Raw genomic sequence first — 19,720 nt, forward strand, 5'->3', positions numbered from 1 at the left:
CACGTTTTTTTATCACCAAACTTCTTTCAATGTATCTCTAAACAAATTATCTAATTTTAATGTAGGGTCCTCCACTTCAACTTTAATAGTTTTAATGTATGCTTCAAGACGTATCATTTCGCTGTCTAAAAATTCGTTAATTACTTTGATTTGTGGTTCTATATCTAATTCATCACCTATTATCTTTCTTTGTAAAAGATGTTCAATTTCATTTTTTAATTCACCAGCTGGAATCATACTTTGCAATAATTCATGAAAATCAATTGGGGGAACATTTTTGTATTCTTCAATCCACTTACAAGCTAATACAGGTCGAAGTACATAAAAATATTTTTTAATCTTTACTTCTGTTCCTTGTAAGTAATCTCGATAATTATTTTTTGCCATGTTTAAGTAGTGATGCAAACTAGCATTCGGATAGAACACTTCAGATTCTAACTTTCGCAACTTATCAATAAAGGAGTACTTTTGATAATAAATTATATTACTTCTCATCCATTCCAATAATGGGGGGTTACTTTTTCTAAAAAGACGCAATGCTTTTGTTATTTCCCAACCACTTATATCTAGTAAATCGTTAATTGGGACCTCTATTACGTCTCTCTTAGCACCAATTCCTTGTGGATCGATAGACAAATACCACTGTGGTTGATGAATATAAATAAAACGAACATCATAATCACTATCTTTGGAAGGAAAGCCCCAAGCTCTGCTACCGGATTCGACAGCATATAGAACCTTTACTTGAAACTTCTCTTCGATTTCTCTTAATTTATTTTGAATTATTTTATCCATTTATTCTCCACTCTCATATTTAGTATTAAGGTTAATGAACCCTTGTGTTGAACCAAGTACCGTTGCTAAATGAGTGACGATTTCCCAAATGGAATTTACCGTTTCATTTCTTTTCCATGATGTATGTTCAGCAGAAAGTCCATTTATTGAACTGTTTAGCGATACAAACTATTATTTTGATTATAACAGGCACTTAATTGACTTAATATAATATTTTTAGGATCCATTTTTCTGCTCTAATAAATACAAAATACCCTCCTAGGATTTATCAATAAACTTACTAATACCTTATAAATCAGCAGACCAATAAAAGCACATCAACTTTATAAAGTTGATGTGCTTTTATCTTTTTCTTTATAGACTTATTCTAGCATTTCTCTATATTCCTCAGAAGTTCTCACTTCTATTGTAAGGAAGTCACTTCCAAAGATTGCTTTTATTAAAAAAGGTGCTCCACTTGTATTTTGAAATCTGAAATCTAATGTACCATATGAAACAGTTGCATCTCTTCCTTTTGGGACGTATCCCACATCTAAAGAATGATGGTTTCTTTCCACATATGTTACCGACAATTGATCAACTACATTAAAAAGAGTGGAGGACGTCTGGCAAACTCCTCCCCCTATTCCCATTACAAGTTTCTTATTAATAATTTCAGGTGCTGGTTGGTATCCATTTGCTTTGTCTCTCGGTCCTGTCAACTCATTAAACGAGAAATAATCTCCACTTCCAACAATCACATCATTAATGGCTCTTGCTGAAATTTCAATATTTTTGTTCCTGTTTACATCCGAGGCATCAAAATAAGTTGTATAAGAAGCAATTAATACATCCTCTAAATGAGGAATATCTTTCACATCATAACTACTTTCTGTCACATACAAGGGGATATCGACATCCTCGCCTGTACTAGATGCTTCTATAATCCTATCTACCAATTCATCTTCTTTTAAAATAATTCTTGGGCTTCCTTTAATGACCTGACCGTTTTCATCAATTTTATCAAGAACCATTCTCTTGTCATAACCAGCTTCCGTTTCTGTACCTCTTGCCAACTCATAAGCTAATTTTTCAATTTCCTTTTTATAAGTTTCAAGATCATCTTCATAACCTAAATCTTTCGGTGAAACAGTTCTAATTATTCTTGAAGTATTCGGATCCATGATATTTACAACTAATGGCTTTGTTTCCTGTTCCTCTACTTCGTTATTATTGTTAGGCTCTTTTTGTTCTTCTTCCAGTTGTTGTTTCTGTTCAAGGTTATTTGTTTCTACTTCTTCGTTTACTGATTTATCTAGACAACCTGCCAGTCCTATTGAACATAAAATTATAAGCAACGCAATCCATCTATTCACATTATCGTACTCCTAGCTATAAGGTATTTCCCTTAGACATCTTATTCAAATAGGAACGATAATGTGTATAATCTGACCCCTATGTTTTTCACTAAATTGATACTTTTAAAAATATCAATCCTTTGCTAATGTTATCAGTAAATTAAAAACTGATTTTTATCAGTAAGGAAATAAAGGAAAAAGGAAACCTTGCGTAACTTTTTCCTGATACCTATAAAGAAAAGATAAGGAAGGTTTATTACTATGCAAAAAACAACAAGTTATTCAAACGCACGCACTTTCGATTTAATCGTAACATCCATGTTAATAGCACTCGTTTTCGTTGCAACCCTCTTGTTAAATATTAAACTACCGATCGCGGCAAATGGCGGGCTAGTGCATCTTGGAACAGCTATGCTCTTTATAGCATCTATCTTATTTGGCCCTAAAAAAGCAGCACTTGCCGGAGCTATTGGCATGGGGTTATTTGACTGGGTATCTGGTTGGACGTTGTGGGCACCATTCACGATTGTAGCACGTGGCTTGCAAGGTTATATAGTTGGAAAAATAGCGTGGTCGTTCGGTCGCGATGGAAACAGTATTGCTTTCAATCTACTAGCTACTATCGTTTCAATTCCAGTTATGCTAGGTGTTTATTACATCTGTGAAGCCGTTCTTTATGGTAGTTGGGTTATACCAGTGGCTTCAATTCCTGGAAACATCGTTCAAAATGTAGTGGGGATTATCATCGCCATTCCAGTTTGTGTTGTATTGAAAAGAATTCCACTTTTTAAATAGGTATTAAAAAGATTACAACAACTATGTAGTTTTTTTAACATCATTTTATATGCATGAAAAAGGGAGGATGCTTCGTAAAACAAGCATTCTCCCTCTTTTTTTTATTAATCTATTTTCATTCGATACCTTTGTTATTACATCCTAGAATTAACTATTGACTAGCTCCGTGTCACTAAGACGAAGCGTCTCAGCTGTTGAAGTATGAATTTCTTGAAGAAGCTCTGGGTTTTCCGCTAGTGACATACCGTATGAAGGAATCATTTCTTTTATTTTTTGTTCCCATTCTTTGATGTGTTGTGGGAAGCATTTATTAATGATTTCAAGCATTACGTGTACAGCAGTAGACGCACCCGGAGAAGCACCTAGCAACGCAGCTACCGAGCCATCAGCAGCAGTAACAACTTCCGTACCAAATTGAAGTGTTCCTTTACCACCAGCCTCCGTATCTTTGATCACTTGCACACGTTGACCCGCTACTACTACATCCCAATCTTCGCTCTTTGCGTTCGGAATAAACTCTCGTAATTCTTCCATGCGCTGTTCATTTGATAACATAACTTGCTGAATTAGGTATTTCGTCAACGACATCTCTTTTGCACCTGCTGCCAACATAGTAAAGACATTATTTGGTTTTACAGAACCGATTAAATCAAAATTTGACCCTGTTTTTAAGAACTTTGGTGAGAAGCCCGCAAACGGTCCAAACAGCAATGATTTTTTGTTGTCGATATATCTTGTATCAAGATGCGGAACAGACATTGGCGGAGCACCAACTTTAGCTTTTCCGTATACTTTTGCATGATGTTGTGCCACAACTTCTGGATTGTTACATACTAAGAATAGTCCGCTTACTGGGAATCCACCAATATGTTTTGATTCTGGAATACCAGTTTTTTGTAGTAAAGGCAGGCTTCCGCCTCCACCACCGATAAATACGAATTTCGCCGTATGATATTCAATCTTATTGCTATCTAAATCATGCACTTTTACTTCCCACAAGCCGTCACTAGTGCGTTTAATATCCTTGACTGTATGTTTGTAGTTTAACTCTACGTTATGGTTTGTTAAATGGTCAAACAACATATGTGTTAGTGCGCCAAAATTAACATCCGTTCCTGAGTCGATTTTTGTTGCCGCAATCTGCTCATTTGATGTACGACCTTCCATAATAAGGGGAATCCATTCTTTCAGCTTCTCTGGGTTATCGGAAAATTCCATTCCTTGAAACAGGGGATTGTTTGTTAGCGCTTCAAAACGTTTTTTCAAAAACGATACATTTTTCTCCCCTTCTACTAAACTCATATGAGGTATTGGCATGATAAAGTCCTGCGGATTACTGATTAATTTGCTTTTTACAAGAAAAGACCAGAACTGTCTTGAAAGCTGAAACTGTTCATTAATAGTAATAGCTTTGCTAATATCTACAGATCCGTCCGCTCTTTCGGCTGTATAGTTAAGCTCGCACAGTGCAGAATGCCCAGTTCCCGCATTATTCCATTCGTTAGAACTTTCTTCTCCAGCGTTTGCAAGTTTCTCAAACACTTTAATTTTCCATTCTGGTGCTAACTCCTTCAGTATTGATCCCAAAGTTGCACTCATGATTCCGGCACCAATTAAAATAACGTCTGTATTAGTTTGTTTGTTAGTCATTTTTACCATCCTTATACTATTAGATTTGCAGAAAGAATGTAAGCGTTCCCTACAACAAGCAAATGCGAGACTTCGGAACACACCATTTCTGTATCCATTTTAAACTTAACGTATTCTATTTAATCGTTCGACGAAAATTAAAATATTTACCACTATATAATATAAAATTAATTAAAAGCTAGTTAAACCTCTGATAGTATTTTATTAGTTATTGAATGAACTTTAAAATACTACGTATTCATTATATAACATTATGTCGTAAAATAGGTGTACATTTTGTCAGTTAATGCTTAAACAGAAAGCATTGAGAACATTTTAGTACTTGCGGCTCATAAAATATTTACAGGTTTTTGAAACATATTCCAAGTTCTTTCAAACTAATATTGTTCTTATCGGTCTCGCTTACAGTTTTATAAAAAAAAGTCCACTCTCAGTTGCATAAACAACTTGAATAGACCCTTTCTTTATAACTGTATTAGAATGCTGGAATTGCAGTTTCATCATAGTTTTCTTTTAAAAATTCGCGTACTTCTTCACTCGTCATTGCTTCTGCTAACTTTTTGATCGCCTCTGAATCAGCATTATCTTTGCGTGCTACTAGAGTAATCGCAAAGTCATTTTCTACACCTTCCGTTAGTAGTGCATCACTTTTTGGTGTCAAATTAAGTGGTGCAGCATAAGCAGGTGTCATGATTACTGCATCTGCGTCATCGTACATTCTCGCTAACATTAACAAATCGACTTCCTCAAACTTTATGTTTTTAGGGTTGTCCACAATATCAGCTTTCGTGTAGTATGGTCCTGTTTTATCTTGCAAAGTGATTACACCATGTTGAGCTAACAAAGCCAAAGAACGATCTATATTCGAAACGTCATTTGCAATGGCAATGACGGAATCTTCCGGAAGTTCGTCGATTGTTTTATATTCTTTAGAATATACGCCATAATTCGCAAAGTATATAGGTACAACTGGAACTAGTTCTGCATCATTGTTTCGATTGAATTCCTCCATATAAGGAACGTGTTGGAAGAAGTTCACATCCACTTCACCTGCCGCTAAAGCACTGTTAGGTTGAACATTATCACTTAGTACTACAATTTCAAGATTAATGGATTCCTCCGCTAGTTTTGGTTTAACAAGTTCGAGGATTTCCGTCATAGGTGGAATTAACGAAGCTACTTTCAATGTTACTTCTTCTTGAACCTTGTCTACATTTTCTTTATCTTTCGCCTCATTCTCTTGCCCACAACCAGCTAAAATTAACATTAGCATTGTAATTAGAAAAATTATTTTCTTCATTTTCTTCCTCCTGGTATTTATCTTTTATCAATCATTCTTGATACAGTTGTTCCGATAAATTGGATGAGCTGTACCAGTATGACCATAATGATAATCATATAAATCATTAACTCTGTTTTGAATTGTTGATATCCGTACCGAATAGCAAAATCTCCTATACCACCACCTCCGACAACCCCCATAATTGTCGAATATGAAATAAAACTAATAATCGATGTTGTTAAACCGAGAACAAGTCCCGAACGAGCTTCCACATAAAGAAATTTAAATATAATTTCCTTAACAGAAGCACCCATTGAAATAGCTGCTTCCATTACGCCTCTTGGTACGTCCAACAAAGATTGCTCTACTAACCGTGAATAATGTGCGATAGCTATTATTGACAACGGAACTGTTGCGGCCGCTGTGCCAATTGCTGTCCCAATAATTAGTCTTGTAAATGGGATTAAAAAAACTACTAACAACAAAAAAGGAAAAGAACGAGTAATGTTTACTAATAAATTTAAAGTCGAAAAAACAAACCGATTCTCAAGAACTTGTCCCTTCTTGCAAAGGTAAAGTAACGTCCCAACTGGGAGGCCAAATAAAACTGCAGCTAAAAGAGACATACCAACCATTACAAAGGTTTCTCCAATAGACACCCATATTTCAGCTTCATATTGAACTAATATATCAGGCATTGTCCATCTCACCATCCTTTGTTAATTGTTCTACAAAGTATCTTGGACTATTGTCTATAAGTTGAATCCTTTTTGGTTCGATTATTACTGTGTCGTATATTTCCCCTGCAGCCATTACAGTTACGCGATTACATATACTTTTAATCACTTCCATCTCATGACTGACAATGACAATTGTAACTCCGAGGTTTTTATTTATATTTTCTAATACCTCTAATATTTCAGCAGTTGTATTTGGATCAAGCGAAGAAGTCGGTTCATCACACAACAAAACTTGGGGTTTATTCGCTAATGCTCTTGCAATGGCAACGCGCTGCTTTTGTCCACCACTTAATTGTGCAGGATATTTGTCTATCAAATTCTCCAGACCAACAAATCGTAGACACTCCACTACTCGACTTTTGCGTTCGTTTCTTGGAAAGCTTGCCAACTCTAGAGGTACAGCTACATTCTCGTAAACCGTTTTATTCGCCACTAGATTAAAATGTTGAAAGATCATCCCGATTGATTTTCGTGCTTGTCGAAGTTCTTTGCTGCTCAAATTTGTTAACTTTTGACCATTCACTTCTACTTCACCTTCATCTGGGAGTTCCAACAAATTCATTAGCCGCATCAAGGTGGATTTACCAGCTCCACTAGCTCCAATAATTCCATGAATCTCCCCTTTATCTATCGTTAAGGACACAGATTTAATAGCCTGAAACCGTGAAAAGCTTTTACCGACGTTATGTAATTTAATCATAAAAAAACCCCTTTCTAGTAGGTGAAGGGTGGTCACAACGTTTTCAATTATAGCTTAAAATGTTTGGACTGTCATTTGGCACATACTTTCGTAAGCAAAGGCTGAAACCAAGTATACGATAGCTTCTGAGTGAAAATTTTGTAACCATGTACCAACCTTATTACTACAAATCATTATTCATCGAAATTTCTTTCGTCTCAAATTCCTCACTGTTTTTTCTGATAATTAGAACTTTACTTTATTATTTAAAATAAAGTATTATATATCTAAAAGATACATATCATTTAGATAGGATGGAATGGATGAAAAAATATAATCACACAACATATGCGATTCTTGGAATTTTAACAACAGAATGTAGGTCTGGATATGCAATTAAACAACTAATAGATCAAAGCTTAAATCATTTTTGGAAAATTAGTTACGGTCAGATTTATCCTACCTTAAAGTTAATTGTTGACGAAGGTTTGGCAACGGTCGATATTTCTGCTCAAGATGGGAAGCCGGACCGCAAAGAATACTCCCTCACTTCTAAAGGTATTGAAACGTTAAAAGTTTGGCTGGAACAACCAATTGAACAAATACCAATAGAGAGAAATGAAGTTTTACTTAAATTATTCTTTGGAAGAAATCAAAGTATAGAGCATTCAATATTACTTCTTAACGACTATAAGGAGAAATTAGAAATACGTTACCAAACATATGAAAACATTGAACAAGTTATTTCCACTCATAATACTGGAGATGATTTAAAGTATTGGTTATTTACATTGGATTATGGTAAACGAATAACAAAAGCTGCAATTGAATGGTGTATCGATACTCTCAAACAATTAGAAAACAAGGGGGAATTGAAATGAAGAAACAGATTTATACAGGGCGTTATACAACCGAAAACAGTGATCCGGTTGTCGTTTTTCTAATAGGAATGAGGATTAACAAACCATTTGCTCTGAACAAATGGCTACCTGTATTTAATGCAATGCCTGGGATGATTAGAGAGCTCTATACACACAAAGAAGACTTAGGTTTTTTATCTATGGAAAGCTATTTTGGACTAAAAACGACTGTTATGATTCAATATTGGCGTTCAACAGAGGACTTATTGAAATATGCTAAAAATGAAAAGCATTTGACTGCTTGGAAAAACTTTAATAAAAAAATCGGAAATAATGATGCTGTTGGAATCTATCACGAAACCTACGAAGTAAAACCAGGAAATTATGAATCCGTTTATGGAAATATGCCTATATACGGTTTAGCAAAGGCCATGGAGCATATCCAAATTAATGTAGATAGCAACTCCGCTCGGAAACGTTTGAAAAATCCCGAAAGTAGGGTAACTTCTTGAATTAATTAAAAGATTACAAGAGCAATTTAGAAATAAAATAAGATAAAGTAATAACTATCGATCTTTTAATCTTTCACCACTCTGATAACATCGCATCCAAATTTTGAGTTGTGTACTATTTCGTATATTTAGTTGTTTCATCACTTCATTCACTGGTACTCTGCTATTCGTATTTCCACTGCTCTTAATTTATTTTTGCTGGATAACTAGCTTTTGGATCCATAGAAAAACACCTCCAAGTTGGTTTTAGGTATTAATTACCCGTTTTTCAACTCAAGGTGTTTCTCAATCTATGGGGTCAGTTCATTTTAGTCAGCATATAAACATCTCGAAATACTTCAGCAATATAAGTGGAAATAAAATACTCCATTTTTTCTACTTTTTTGTTCCTCAATCAATTAAGGTCCCTTTAGTCGAAGAATAATAGTAAGGATACTTGTGCTTTAATTATAATTAGCTGCGCCTCACTTTTTGTCTTTGTTTCAAAATTCCCAAAATACTAATGACAATGACAACCCAAAGAACTGGATTTTGTAAATTAAGTCCTATTTGCGAAGTTCCACCTAAAATAGTAAATAATACAATTAAACCAACCAAATAAATAAATAATAATGTTTGGAAACGTAATATAGTTTTAGAATCTTTTTTTTGATTTTTGTTTCTTGTAAAGATACTAATTATCACTATTACTATTATTAAACTAATCAATAATCTTTTTGGAATATCGACTAAGTTAGTGTACATTGGAAAAAAATCATAAGTCAATAATACTGTTACAGAAAGAAGAAAAATTAGCATAAGTAATAAATTTAATTTTTTCAACTTATTCCCCCCTATGCTTATTTATACGTATTACACAAAAAATAGTTTCAATTTATTTTCCATATAAATTTAAACTAATTATAACCATACTACCTTAAATAACTTAATAAGTTAGTCTATGGAATATAGCAATTGCCCAAAAAAGAAGAAAGTAAAACGGTAGAATAAAAAACCACCTACAGCATTTCCTGTTGGTGGTATCTAATTTTTTCTAACATTATTATTTCATTAAATATGCATCTAATTGCGTTTGCACCTATATGCATATATCCGAGTAAAATTTATACTTCTTAAAATTAACTATTTGCTCTATAAACCACATAGTATGTTACTGTTCTAGGAGTCCTAAACTGAGAGTCTTCATAATGTACTATTGTATTATGATATTCATATAAACCTAGACTAGGATTCCAAGACTTTGATTGCCAAGAACCTACGTAAGTATCCTTAATTGCGCTAGACCATCCTAAAAACTTACTTGTAACATAATTCGTAAATGTAGATTTACTAAGAAATGCAGGAACCTTTGTTGTAACCCATGCAACTAATAGGTCTGCAGCTTCACGATATATTGCATTGTCATAACTGTCATAGTAAGGTCCCGCAGTAATTGTTCCAGGATACATGTCAACTGGTAATTGTACATATGGAGTAATTTCAGTTAAATCATTGCTTTTAGAAAGATTTTTTGATTTCTTAGATGATAGCTCTTTCACTTGGTCCAGTTTTTGAGTTACTTGACTATCTGTTAATTGAACGTTACTCGAAATTTCTATACCATTATGTAAATATGTATAGATTGTTTCTTCTTCAAATACTTCGGTTGTTTGCAGGTAACTACTAATAAAATCTTGTTGAATTGGTTGTTGTCCCACTGCACTTGCACTAGTTAAAGGGACGGACAAAATTAGAGCAGACGATAATAGTACGGTTAAACCTTTTTTCATTTTCATTTCAATTCCTCCTCAGCATTTATTAAACTCGGCTTGCACTAATAACTTTATTACAACATTTGTTCTGTGTTTTTTTATTTTAATATAGTGGAAATTTGTTCTTTTCTCATAAAATGGAAATAAAGGGCTATTGTTTTCAATACTGGACTAACACAAGTTAGTGCATGAAAGAGAGAAGGATAAATAATATAGAAAACCATAGTAAGATAACATTGGTCAGCCAGACATACTAAATGTAAACACAAAATTACAACTTTCATTGGATATCTAACTCTTACTCCATCAAAAAACAGTTTCATGCTAATACTATGGTACCTAACTTCAACGCAAGGTAGTTTAGCCCTATCTAAATGGAGAGAATTTTATTATCTAAGGTAACTTTTTAAATATTCTTTAAAATTTACAGCGAAATTTTTAGCATCTACTTCTTCCAGAATATGTATATTCTTTTGAGCTATTATTAAACCTGTTTCATAATCTGTTTTCATCTTTAGTATTCCCTCATAAAAATTCAACATTATTTTTTCTAAAATAAAATTTTCTTTTATTTCCGAATTTTTTAATACATTAATGTACAATTCTGCCTCTTTATACTTATTATTTTCTAAACATACTCTAATTGTGTTTAAGTAAATTCCGTACATATCTCTTCTATAACTTGTAATTTTTTTAAAGTAGATACTTTTGTTTACCAGTTCAGAAGAAAGTAAAATAACACTATCTATATCAAGGGTATGTAACGTATTTCCATATAATATTATTTCATATTCCCCCCAAATTTCTACTCCCCATAAATAATCTACTAATACATCGACATCTCTTTTTTTTAATTTATTTTGATTTAGATCAAAACAAATTGACTGAATCATTATACTGTTTAACTTATACGTTAATAATCCTGTTTTCTCAAACTTTAAATCTTCATTCTCACTTAGTTGGTTTAATAGTTTAATATTCCCTTGCAGATAAGCTGTATTTAAATGTTCCATAAGGATTGCTACTTCATTTTTTTTAAATCCATTATGGATAAATAAGAATTCATTAAAATTTACATTAATTCTATTAAGCAATTCTAATATTTTTGGTAAAGAAATTTCTGATTCATTTCGTTCAAACTTTGATAAAAATGAGACTGAGATTATCCCTTTTGATACAAATTCTAAGTTATACCCTTTGTGTAGCCTTAATTTTCTAAATGTACTCCCAAAGTTCATTATACCCCATCCTTTTTCTCATATATTACAAAAAAAACTAACACATTATATTTATATTATATAATTAATAATTGAGTTTATATACCATGGGAGGTAAATATATGAAAAAGAGAATATGCTTATACTTATGTGTAATTTATATTATCGGAACTGAAGCCTCATATTTAATCTTTGAATCTATGTCTATAGTAATTCAAAGTTGAAATGAGCAGATATTTAAAAAAGGCATGGAATAAATCATTTCCTTATGCCTTTTTTGTTTTAATTATTTTTTCCAATTATTTCAAAACTTTTTTTGATAATCTCTTGGATTTAAAACAAAGATGTACAATATTAAATCTGTTTAGTTTAATGGAGATAACATAATGTCGGCACAAAAGGACTTTTATATTTTAGCTTTACTTTAATTGATATACGTAGTAATAAAAAACTTTTCAATTCTTTTACTAACTGGTCAGGTTAGTTGAAGAAGGGATAATATCCATACAACTTGGAAAATACATTGAAACCATTCATATGGTGTTACGTATATAAACCTAAGATAAGGGGGAAGAAAATGAGGAAATTAAACTTATATTTAATACTACTTTGGCTTTTTACTTTGACTGTATTATTAGTTTATGACTTTTTTTCGACATTTAGTGATATAGTGAACATACCAAAATTTTTGCTGATAGTTTTACTACTTGTAATAGTAATAGTTAGCATCTTTACAAGTAACAAAAATAAAGAAGATGATAAGGTAACACTATATTACCAAACCTTTTTATTGATCTATTTGTTTGGTTTGATTATATTATTTACTATTTTAGGTGGAACTTCGCAAATAGGACTTAATTTAAATAATCCAATTCTCTGGATTTTAATAGCAATAAGTATTTTTGAGATATTTCAACAAAAGAAAAAAGTAAAAGGTAATGGGTAGCGAACTAAAATATAAGTAACAATTAATTTTTAAACGAATGAAAAGTCTACCTTATGAATCCATGATCTTCTGCCAATTTATCAGTAAGAACAAATCAACAATTCTCCCTCTTTCACTTTTTCCTATCTATATTTTTTACGAATAGCACAAAGTATTAGGTATGCATAGCATATATAGGTATACGTATAAAAGTGATGGAGGTTTGTGTATGGTAAATTTTCAAGCTTTTCGTGGTACCGTTACCATGATTAGTGATTTTATGATAGGGCTTAATGGAGAAGGGGAAGGTTGTTATACATTAATGGCAGTAGATAACGGAAATGGGTCTTTAGTAAATTTCGTGGTGTCACCGACTACTTATTTTGTCGACCAAGTAATGGTAGCTGTAGGAGATACCGTAACTGGATACTATGATGGAAATGCCCCTGTTCCTCTTATTTACCCACCGCAATATCGGGCCCTTATTGTAGTAAAAGATAATCCTAATCAAAATGTAAAAGTAGATTACTTTAATGAGCAATTCGAGAGTAGTGATGGGCAATTAAAATTAAATATTTCACCATATACTCAAATATTATTAACAAATGGGCAAGCTTTTACAAGAAGCCCTGCAAACCGAAATTTAATAGTTATCTATGGTCCTACCACAAGGAGTATTCCCGCACAAACTACCCCTTATAAAATAATCGTTTGGTGTTAGTTGTTATTTAAAGAACATCGTTAGTATCCTTAAACGCATAAACAAGGCAGTGCACACAAATGTTAGTGCACTGCCTTGTACATTCAAGAGCTTTATATTATAGAAGAATTCAACTAAAAATAATTCTCAGAAATTATCTTAGAGGAATTTTCACAATCGCAATAGTCTCTAAATCATCTGAATCAATTGAGATTTTTCCATTATATTTTTTCACTATTTCTTTCACTATAAATAAACCTTGCCCTCTGACTTTTCCCTTCTCTCCTTTTTTTGTTGAATACCCCCGTTTAAAAATATGTTCATTTTCGATAATCTTTGTTCCTGTATTTGTAATCATAAATACATAATGCGTCTCATCTGCTTCACCGAAAATCGTAATTTTACGTTCACTCTCAGGTAATTCTATCGTTGCCTCCATAGCATTATCTATTAAATTCGATAATATTTTGATTAAATCTGTTGTTTTAATTTTATTGAATGCATCATCCGAAATCGTAAAATCCATATCAATATTATAATTTTGTGCAGCCAGTTTCTTTGTTTGCAATAATATAGATAAACCAGGGTGATCAATATTATATTTTAGAGATTCGATAGCTTGAACTTCTTTAGAAAGTGATAATAGATATTGTTGCGCTTGGCCGTATTGACCTAATTGAAGAAGTCCGTGTAATACTTGAATATGATTGGTGAAATCGTGTTTTAAAGACGATACAGAGGTGATTAATGTTTTAATTTCTGCTTGGTATGTATCTTCTGTATCCCCTATCTCCTTCGTCACTTCTTTTTGATACCATCTTTGTAAAAATAAAAAAGATCCTACTACAATCAAAATAAATACACCATTAAAAATGAATAGAAAGAGATTATTTTCCAATACTTCTCTTTTTATGTCATTGATTGTATCGGCACTTAGATCGATACCTAAGTAGCCTATCACCTTTCCTGCTTCATCCTTTATCGGTACTCCAACAGAAAGATAAGAACCATAAATGGGGTCCTCAATTACACCGGTTACATATGTCTTTCCTTCATAGGCTCTTTTTACCTGCTTTTCGGGTACTGTGCAAGCTTCTCCAATTATAAAGCCCTCTTCTAATTCCTGAGGTACTCCAGCTATCATTGCTTTCGATACCTTTGGATTATCAATTTTCAATGTATACACATATAAAGCACCCAGTTTTTCTCTTGCATCATTTAAGTAGCTTCTCAATTCCCAATAATATTCGTTTCTTACGGGGTCCTTCAAAAATTGCTCATATGTTTCTATATCTAACGTTGACGCAATAGACTTTGCTGCTTCCAGACTTTGGCTTCCAATTGATTCTTCAACTGTCCTTTTCATCTTCACATAAGAGGTAAAGACATTTAAGCTTGTAAACAATAATAATAAGACCGTTGATAATATTAAAATTAGTTTTATTTTACGATTTTTCATGCAAACTGGTACTTCCTCATTTTTTTATTGATCTATATATAATCACGTAGATTATCATGAAATAAAATCAAAATCTATCTAACTTAGTAAATTTCAAAAATTAATCTTTTGTTATTTATTACCTTAACATAAAAAATTAATAAGAAGAGAGTTTTCCTATTAATAAATAGATTTCTTTATTTAAATTAAATTGTATTAAATGTAGTTTCTCATGTTGGACGTCTATATCATACATGAATTGATGTCCAATCCATTTCAGCACCTTATTTCCATAGAAAAGTTATAAAGCCGCGTTCCTTTTAAGAACTCGGCTTTATTAATGAAAACTTATCTATGACTATGGTGCGGTTCTACGTGACTAAAAAAAATGAGATTCTTTGGTTATTCAATTTAATGAGCGTTCCTATCTAATTCCAGACTTACTTTTCGAGTTATTTTTTCATACTGAAGAGTTGTCTGAAGCTACTCTCACCTGAGCGTATGAAAAGTAAAAAATAGTAAAGAGTTAGTCTAATGCTCATAAATGATTTTGGATAGTCACAGCCAATATTCTTCCTTATTTATGATGGCCTTTTCATTTCCGATAGAAATAGCTATATCCTTATAAGATACCGTATTAGCGTAAGATATTTTTGTTAAACCGTTCCATACTGTTTTTTGAAAGTCAGTCCCTTCAAATTGATATGGGAATGTAAATTCTTGGCGAATTCCCCTAAAATATTCGTCAAGTTGGTTGTAGCATTCTGTTAAAAGCGGAGGGGTTTCAGCTTGTAATGAATTCTCTTTTTTATCCTCTTCGGAAAACAGTATAGAATTGATAACTTCACGAGTACCAATTATTTCTATTTTTCCAATCGGTGATTCATAGTGTAATCTATATTTTTTCGTCATATAATGACCTCCAAAGATAAAAGGTAGCATATGCCTGCCATCCTTCCCTAGCGTCTTTAATTTTTATTAGTTTATATACAGCTCCGTCTTTTATTTGATGAAGCACTTCCTGATTAGATCTCCCAAAAAAATTAAACACTCATCAAAAATAAATTCATTTGGAGGAACAATTTTTATATAAGATTCGTGATCAGTCCAATTCATTTTGGAATCACCTTTCTATATTCGCTAGGTGAACAGTTGTTCAAACTTCGGAACACTTTATAAAAATTGGAAGGGCTTTGGAAGCCGACCTCATAGCAAATCTCAAGGTTCGACATTTTTGTACTTTTAAGAAGATAGGCTGCTTTATCGATGCGTATTTTTTCCAGATAAGTACGCGGAGTTTCGGAGGTTTCTTGTTTAAATAAGCGTTCTAGATAATAAGGGCTTAAACCGACTTGATCCGCTATATCTTTTAATACTATTTTTTGCTTATAATGATTGACTAGAAGCGTAATGATATTTTTAACAATCTCAATATGTGGTGATTGTTCAATTTCAGGCTGACATCTTTTGCAAGGGCGAAAACCTGCTTCTGCAACTGCATTGATCTCATAGTAAAATTCCACATTTACCTTTTTGGGCTTCCTAGATCTGCAAGAAGGACGGCAGTAAATTTTCGTTGTTTTTACCGCCGTAAAAAATAGACCATCATATTTACGATCACAAGCGATAATTTTCTCCCACATCTCTTCAAATGAAAGGTTGATTTTTATCACCATTTATTCCACTATCCTTTCTGCACTTATACTAGTTCTCATACAAATGTGAAGTATCCATATACGCTAGTAATTCATCCGCATTCTTTTCTAAATAAGCGTTTACTTTATCAGATAGGGCATTCCCAAAACTAAATCTCCTCACGCCTAATTCTTTAAGCTTATTACAATTTGTTAGTCCAGGTAAAGATAATACATTTAGTGGAGCATTTACATTCAAGGTGATTTCTTTGATCTCGTCATGCTCTTTCAAGCCAGGAATAAAAATCCCACTAACGCCACTCTCAACATATGCCTTCCCTCGTTCGATTGTTTCTATTAAAGGATTTTGCATTTGAAAATAAGTATCTGTTCTGGCGTTAATATAAAAATCTTTATAACCATTCTGGTCCAATGCTATCCTTATTTTCTCCAGAAGGTGACCGTGCGCTGAAACCTCTCTTAAGCCAATTGATTTTTTCAATGAATCTTCAATATTGATACCCACTACCCCCACATCTGCCGTCCTTAAAACATTATCAATAATCATGTTAGTGTCTTCGCTATACCCAGCCTCAACATCGGCAGAAACAGGAATTTTCACATTCTCTACTATGGTTTTGAGGATTCCTAAATGTCTATCAAAATCAATCAATTCTCCATCTGAAAATCCTAGTGAGTTTGCAATACCCCAACTGGTTGTACCTATGGCTTTGAATCCTGCTTTTTCAAGTGTTAAGGCTGAAAGTAAATCCCAAGTGTTGCCTAGAAATAATATATCATTTGAAAAATGCATCTCTTTGAATTCCTGAATCTTGTTCATTTTATTTCCTCCTAATGTTCGTTGAATTCATTTTAACAAGTAATCAATCTTCATTTCGTCCTCATTCTTGCTCTTATGGTCTGTCTTTTAAAACAAAAAAAGTGAAGCTATCTGCTTCACTTTTCTAAAGTCTATGCTCTCTATAAACTCATAATTAAATAAATTTATGTAACTATCTTATTTGTACCCTGTTGGTTTAATGGAAATTTATTATTAAGAAAAACCGCACATACTTATGGTAGGGTTAACTATTCTAAATGCGGTTTTATAAAATTAATCCAGTTATCAAGTAAATATTCTCATTAAAACTCCATAAAAAAAGCAGGGAATTCATTTGTGATTTCCCTACTTATTTGATGTTATTTCAACTGTTATTTATAATTTTGAATTTCTAAAGTAAACGCGCCAGCATTTTATATTGTAAATCCTTACATTAGGTCGCCGCTGCTGAGGAAGCAGCTGCTTGATCAGCCTTCACACAATCAATTGCGACAACGAACGCAATAATGATAGCCTCCATCTCCTCATTTAATATTTGAACCTTGTAGCTATCACCCCAAGTGAACCACTCCTTGTTCACTTTACCTATGACTACACCATGCTGTAAAACCTGAAAATTCATATCCCACCAGTTACCGTGTACCTCAATGTCTGCAGCATCAATCGTATAGCGTGCTTTAAAGAAAGAAAACTCCTTCTTAATCGTTAACACCTCTCGACCATTTACCTCAACAAAAAACTTCGGTAAAAAGCTGAACACCTTTTTCGTAATAAGGGCGACTTCATCTTTTGTTGTATTCATAATGGAGAAAGTCTTTGGGATCTGCATAAAACTGCCCTCCACGTAATAGACATCCTTCTCCTGCTGATCTTTTACCGTAAATTTGCCACTTAGACTGAATACCTTCTGCTTTATATAAAGTTGCTTCATACTACGCCTCCTTCGATATAGCATATTATTAAAGCACCGATCTCACCATAGTTATTAATAGTGATAAGAATGTTTTTTTGAATTTTGTTTAATAAAATTTGCTAAAGAGAAAAAAATATTAATTATATGTATTCAACGTATTATATCAAAATACCTTCTTAACGAAAAAGAATGCAAAATAAATAATTTTGCATACTTTGCTTATCTATTCATCATAAAAAAAACGCCTTTATTTACGATACGGTTCCCCGTGGATTTCCTAAGTGCGCTTTTTTAAAATGGTCTTTTGCTAACGCTGCATCCTTGTCGATTCTGGAAATCAATTATCCTCTACTTGACTAAGATAGGGTTTTTCAGGCAAACATATTCTTGGTATGATGTTAAGGTTGTGTATTTACTATGTCACATATTTACATTCATCTAAGAAAGAGGTATTTATGCACTCCACAAAATTATCCAAGCAACATTGGTTGCTTATCTTAACACTTTCTTTATTAACATTTGTTCTCGGGACAAGTGAATTTGTTATTGTCGGAATCTTAACAGATATTTCTTCCAGTCTTAATATGACTAATGTAAAAGCAGGCACACTCGTTTCTGCGTTTGCAATTACGTTTGCCATCGCTACACCACTAGTGATGTCAGCAACAAGTCATTTTCCAAAGCGAAGATGGATGTTGTTTTTGATAGGATCTTTCATCTTCCTAAATGCTTTGTGCGTAATTTCGACGAGCTATATAATGCTCCTTGCACTTCGGATTATGACAGCGATTGTAACAGGAGTTTTAATCTCTCTAGCCATGATTGTAGCAAGTGAAACCATGCCGATTAAAAAACGCGGACTTGCTATTTCATTCGTTTTCGGTGGTTTCACACTTGCAAATGTCATTGGAGTGCCAATTGGTATTGTGATCGCCGAAGAGTACGGCTGGAATGCCACTTTCATGTTAACCACTTTCCTAGGAGGATTGGCGTTTTTGGCATCCTTTTTTGTCTTACCTCATAGACTCAGCCAAGTACGCAGTTCGATACGTGATCAGTTTTCTTTATTGACCAAGCCACGTATATTGATGGCTTTTTTCATTCCTGCACTCGGATTTGGCGCAACTTATGCAGTCTTTACGTACCTTGTACCAATCTTGAAAGAAATGGGAGCACCAAATAATTCAATTAGTATAATCTTATTTTGTTATGGGTTTATTTCGATTTTCAGCAACATCCTCGCTGGTAAAATTGCTAGCAACAATGCAATCGGTCGCCTTCGGTTTGTTTTTCTCGTCCAAGCAGTTGTTCTGACAAGTTTATTTTGGACTACAAATCATTTTGTTTTAGGATTAATAAATATTGGATTAATGTCGTTAATGGCTATCCTCTTAACAACATCTACTCAGCTATATTTAATTGACCTCGCAGGAATTTATCAGCCAAAAGCAACAGGCCTCGCCGCCTCACTAATGCCAGTGGCAAGCAACGTAGGTATCGCTTTTGGTTCTGCATTAGGCGGAATTGTGTACCATCAAGGAAATTTAATGAATGTAACTTGGGTCGGTGGGATAGTTGCAGTCTGTGCAAGTCTGCTAACATTCTTTAGTCATCATTTAGACCAAAAACAAAAGACATCAGAATAGAAATG

The 19,720-nt window shown here is 33.2% G+C and carries 20 protein-coding genes; 6 read left to right on the plus strand and 14 right to left on the minus strand.

The features are described from left to right. Positions 1-12 precede the first annotated feature (12 nt). Together P2Q73_RS13480 and P2Q73_RS13485 are read right to left on the minus strand one after the other, a co-directional pair. The gene (locus tag P2Q73_RS13480) at positions 13-795 is read right to left on the minus strand and encodes a nucleotidyltransferase domain-containing protein (RefSeq protein ID WP_275788069.1); all 783 of its coding nucleotides are present in this window, start codon (positions 793-795) and stop codon (positions 13-15) included. A 362-nt stretch (positions 796-1,157) separates the two neighbouring features. After that, entirely contained in the window at positions 1,158-2,150 is a 993-nt protein-coding gene (locus P2Q73_RS13485) for a VanW family protein (protein ID WP_275788072.1), read from the minus strand. Positions 2,151-2,393: 243 nt separating this feature from the next. Here P2Q73_RS13485 and P2Q73_RS13490 point away from each other — a divergent pair, with 243 nt between their 5' ends. Further along, positions 2,394-2,927: an ECF transporter S component gene (locus P2Q73_RS13490; RefSeq protein ID WP_056831383.1), complete on the plus strand. Its 534-nt coding sequence runs from the start codon at positions 2,394-2,396 to the stop codon at positions 2,925-2,927. Positions 2,928-3,074: 147 nt separating this feature from the next. Here the strand turns inward: P2Q73_RS13490 and P2Q73_RS13495 are convergent, their stop codons facing one another. The 4 genes from P2Q73_RS13495 to P2Q73_RS13510 all read right to left on the minus strand — a co-directional run bounded on the left by P2Q73_RS13495 (position 3,075) and on the right by P2Q73_RS13510 (position 7,299). Continuing rightward, positions 3,075-4,592: a malate:quinone oxidoreductase gene (locus P2Q73_RS13495; RefSeq protein WP_275788190.1), complete on the minus strand. Its 1,518-nt coding sequence runs from the start codon at positions 4,590-4,592 to the stop codon at positions 3,075-3,077. 460 nt (positions 4,593-5,052) lie between these two features. Beyond that, entirely contained in the window at positions 5,053-5,877 is an 825-nt protein-coding gene (locus P2Q73_RS13500) for a MetQ/NlpA family ABC transporter substrate-binding protein (protein WP_275788076.1), read from the minus strand. 17 nt (positions 5,878-5,894) lie between these two features. Then, positions 5,895-6,557 (minus strand): methionine ABC transporter permease, encoded by a 663-nt coding sequence (locus tag P2Q73_RS13505; protein WP_275788078.1) that lies wholly within the window; start codon positions 6,555-6,557, stop codon positions 5,895-5,897. Next, complete coding sequence (locus tag P2Q73_RS13510; RefSeq protein WP_275788081.1) at positions 6,550-7,299, minus strand: methionine ABC transporter ATP-binding protein; 750 nt, start codon at positions 7,297-7,299, stop codon at positions 6,550-6,552. The genes P2Q73_RS13505 and P2Q73_RS13510 overlap by 8 nt, the downstream gene beginning before the upstream one ends. Before the next feature lie 302 nt (positions 7,300-7,601). Here P2Q73_RS13510 and P2Q73_RS13515 point away from each other — a divergent pair, with 302 nt between their 5' ends. Together P2Q73_RS13515 and P2Q73_RS13520 are read left to right on the plus strand one after the other, a co-directional pair. After that, positions 7,602-8,159, plus strand: coding sequence for a PadR family transcriptional regulator (locus P2Q73_RS13515; protein WP_053591174.1), 558 nt, complete (start codon positions 7,602-7,604; stop codon positions 8,157-8,159). Then, positions 8,156-8,650, plus strand: a complete 495-nt coding sequence (locus P2Q73_RS13520) for a DUF4188 domain-containing protein (RefSeq protein ID WP_275788086.1) — start codon at positions 8,156-8,158, stop codon at positions 8,648-8,650. The genes P2Q73_RS13515 and P2Q73_RS13520 overlap by 4 nt, the downstream gene beginning before the upstream one ends. 453 nt (positions 8,651-9,103) lie before the next feature. Here the strand turns inward: P2Q73_RS13520 and P2Q73_RS13525 are convergent, their stop codons facing one another. The 3 genes from P2Q73_RS13525 to P2Q73_RS13535 form a co-directional block, all read right to left on the minus strand. After that, on the minus strand, positions 9,104-9,472 hold the full coding sequence (locus tag P2Q73_RS13525) for a hypothetical protein (RefSeq protein ID WP_275788088.1): 369 nt from the start codon (positions 9,470-9,472) through the stop codon (positions 9,104-9,106). A gap of 296 nt (positions 9,473-9,768) precedes the next feature. Next, positions 9,769-10,425, minus strand: a complete 657-nt coding sequence (locus tag P2Q73_RS13530) for a hypothetical protein (RefSeq protein ID WP_275788092.1) — start codon at positions 10,423-10,425, stop codon at positions 9,769-9,771. 365 nt (positions 10,426-10,790) lie between these two features. Then, positions 10,791-11,639, minus strand: a complete 849-nt coding sequence (locus P2Q73_RS13535) for a helix-turn-helix domain-containing protein (RefSeq protein ID WP_275788095.1) — start codon at positions 11,637-11,639, stop codon at positions 10,791-10,793. A gap of 556 nt (positions 11,640-12,195) precedes the next feature. Here P2Q73_RS13535 and P2Q73_RS13540 point away from each other — a divergent pair. Both P2Q73_RS13540 and P2Q73_RS13545 read left to right on the plus strand, forming a co-directional pair. Next, positions 12,196-12,564: a hypothetical protein gene (locus P2Q73_RS13540; RefSeq protein ID WP_275788098.1), complete on the plus strand. Its 369-nt coding sequence runs from the start codon at positions 12,196-12,198 to the stop codon at positions 12,562-12,564. Between the two features lie 208 nt (positions 12,565-12,772). After that, on the plus strand, positions 12,773-13,264 hold the full coding sequence (locus tag P2Q73_RS13545; RefSeq protein WP_275788102.1) for a hypothetical protein: 492 nt from the start codon (positions 12,773-12,775) through the stop codon (positions 13,262-13,264). A 133-nt stretch (positions 13,265-13,397) separates the two neighbouring features. On the opposite strand, the gene P2Q73_RS13550 is transcribed toward P2Q73_RS13545, so the two are convergent. The 5 genes from P2Q73_RS13550 to P2Q73_RS13570 all read right to left on the minus strand — a co-directional run bounded on the left by P2Q73_RS13550 (position 13,398) and on the right by P2Q73_RS13570 (position 18,087). Further along, complete coding sequence (locus tag P2Q73_RS13550) at positions 13,398-14,702, minus strand: GHKL domain-containing protein (RefSeq protein WP_275788104.1); 1,305 nt, start codon at positions 14,700-14,702, stop codon at positions 13,398-13,400. Positions 14,703-15,239: 537 nt separating this feature from the next. Continuing rightward, on the minus strand, positions 15,240-15,593 hold the full coding sequence (locus P2Q73_RS13555) for a methylated-DNA--[protein]-cysteine S-methyltransferase (protein WP_275788106.1): 354 nt from the start codon (positions 15,591-15,593) through the stop codon (positions 15,240-15,242). A gap of 200 nt (positions 15,594-15,793) precedes the next feature. Further along, a complete protein-coding gene (locus tag P2Q73_RS13560; RefSeq protein ID WP_275788108.1) occupies positions 15,794-16,357 on the minus strand; it encodes a bifunctional transcriptional activator/DNA repair enzyme AdaA in 564 nt (187 codons plus the stop codon). A gap of 28 nt (positions 16,358-16,385) precedes the next feature. Continuing rightward, the gene (locus tag P2Q73_RS13565; RefSeq protein WP_275788110.1) at positions 16,386-17,156 is read right to left on the minus strand and encodes an isocitrate lyase/PEP mutase family protein; all 771 of its coding nucleotides are present in this window, start codon (positions 17,154-17,156) and stop codon (positions 16,386-16,388) included. A 433-nt stretch (positions 17,157-17,589) separates the two neighbouring features. Then, positions 17,590-18,087, minus strand: coding sequence for an LURP-one-related/scramblase family protein (locus P2Q73_RS13570; RefSeq protein WP_275788111.1), 498 nt, complete (start codon positions 18,085-18,087; stop codon positions 17,590-17,592). 437 nt (positions 18,088-18,524) lie between these two features. Between P2Q73_RS13570 and P2Q73_RS13575 the strand changes: the two genes are divergently transcribed. Next, positions 18,525-19,715 carry an MFS transporter gene (locus tag P2Q73_RS13575; RefSeq protein WP_275788113.1) on the plus strand — a complete coding sequence of 397 codons (1,191 nt, stop codon included), beginning with the start codon at positions 18,525-18,527 and terminating at the stop codon, positions 19,713-19,715. Positions 19,716-19,720: the final 5 nt, after the last annotated feature.

Source organism: Bacillus sp. Cr_A10, from assembly GCF_029222665.1.
Taxonomy (GTDB): Bacteria; Bacillota; Bacilli; order Bacillales_A; family Planococcaceae; genus Psychrobacillus.

Excerpts from the sequence above, each read along its gene's own strand:
- P2Q73_RS13530 (WP_275788092.1), bottom strand. The coding sequence starts at position 10,425 with ATGAAAATGAAAAAAGGTTTAACCGTACTATTATCGTCTGCTCTAATT.
- P2Q73_RS13500 (WP_275788076.1), bottom strand. The coding sequence starts at position 5,877 with ATGAAGAAAATAATTTTTCTAATTACAATGCTAATGTTAATTTTAGCT.
- P2Q73_RS13480 (WP_275788069.1), bottom strand. The coding sequence starts at position 795 with ATGGATAAAATAATTCAAAATAAATTAAGAGAAATCGAAGAGAAGTTT.
- P2Q73_RS13555 (WP_275788106.1), bottom strand. The coding sequence starts at position 15,593 with ATGACGAAAAAATATAGATTACACTATGAATCACCGATTGGAAAAATA.
- P2Q73_RS13505 (WP_275788078.1), bottom strand. The coding sequence starts at position 6,557 with ATGCCTGATATATTAGTTCAATATGAAGCTGAAATATGGGTGTCTATT.
- P2Q73_RS13510 (WP_275788081.1), bottom strand. The coding sequence starts at position 7,299 with ATGATTAAATTACATAACGTCGGTAAAAGCTTTTCACGGTTTCAGGCT.
- P2Q73_RS13570 (WP_275788111.1), bottom strand. The coding sequence starts at position 18,087 with ATGAAGCAACTTTATATAAAGCAGAAGGTATTCAGTCTAAGTGGCAAA.
- P2Q73_RS13545 (WP_275788102.1), top strand. The coding sequence starts at position 12,773 with ATGGTAAATTTTCAAGCTTTTCGTGGTACCGTTACCATGATTAGTGAT.
- P2Q73_RS13490 (WP_056831383.1), top strand. The coding sequence starts at position 2,394 with ATGCAAAAAACAACAAGTTATTCAAACGCACGCACTTTCGATTTAATC.
- P2Q73_RS13535 (WP_275788095.1), bottom strand. The coding sequence starts at position 11,639 with ATGAACTTTGGGAGTACATTTAGAAAATTAAGGCTACACAAAGGGTAT.
- P2Q73_RS13550 (WP_275788104.1), bottom strand. The coding sequence starts at position 14,702 with ATGAAAAATCGTAAAATAAAACTAATTTTAATATTATCAACGGTCTTA.
- P2Q73_RS13515 (WP_053591174.1), top strand. The coding sequence starts at position 7,602 with ATGAAAAAATATAATCACACAACATATGCGATTCTTGGAATTTTAACA.
- P2Q73_RS13565 (WP_275788110.1), bottom strand. The coding sequence starts at position 17,156 with ATGAACAAGATTCAGGAATTCAAAGAGATGCATTTTTCAAATGATATA.
- P2Q73_RS13575 (WP_275788113.1), top strand. The coding sequence starts at position 18,525 with ATGCACTCCACAAAATTATCCAAGCAACATTGGTTGCTTATCTTAACA.
- P2Q73_RS13520 (WP_275788086.1), top strand. The coding sequence starts at position 8,156 with ATGAAGAAACAGATTTATACAGGGCGTTATACAACCGAAAACAGTGAT.
- P2Q73_RS13560 (WP_275788108.1), bottom strand. The coding sequence starts at position 16,357 with ATGGTGATAAAAATCAACCTTTCATTTGAAGAGATGTGGGAGAAAATT.
- P2Q73_RS13540 (WP_275788098.1), top strand. The coding sequence starts at position 12,196 with ATGAGGAAATTAAACTTATATTTAATACTACTTTGGCTTTTTACTTTG.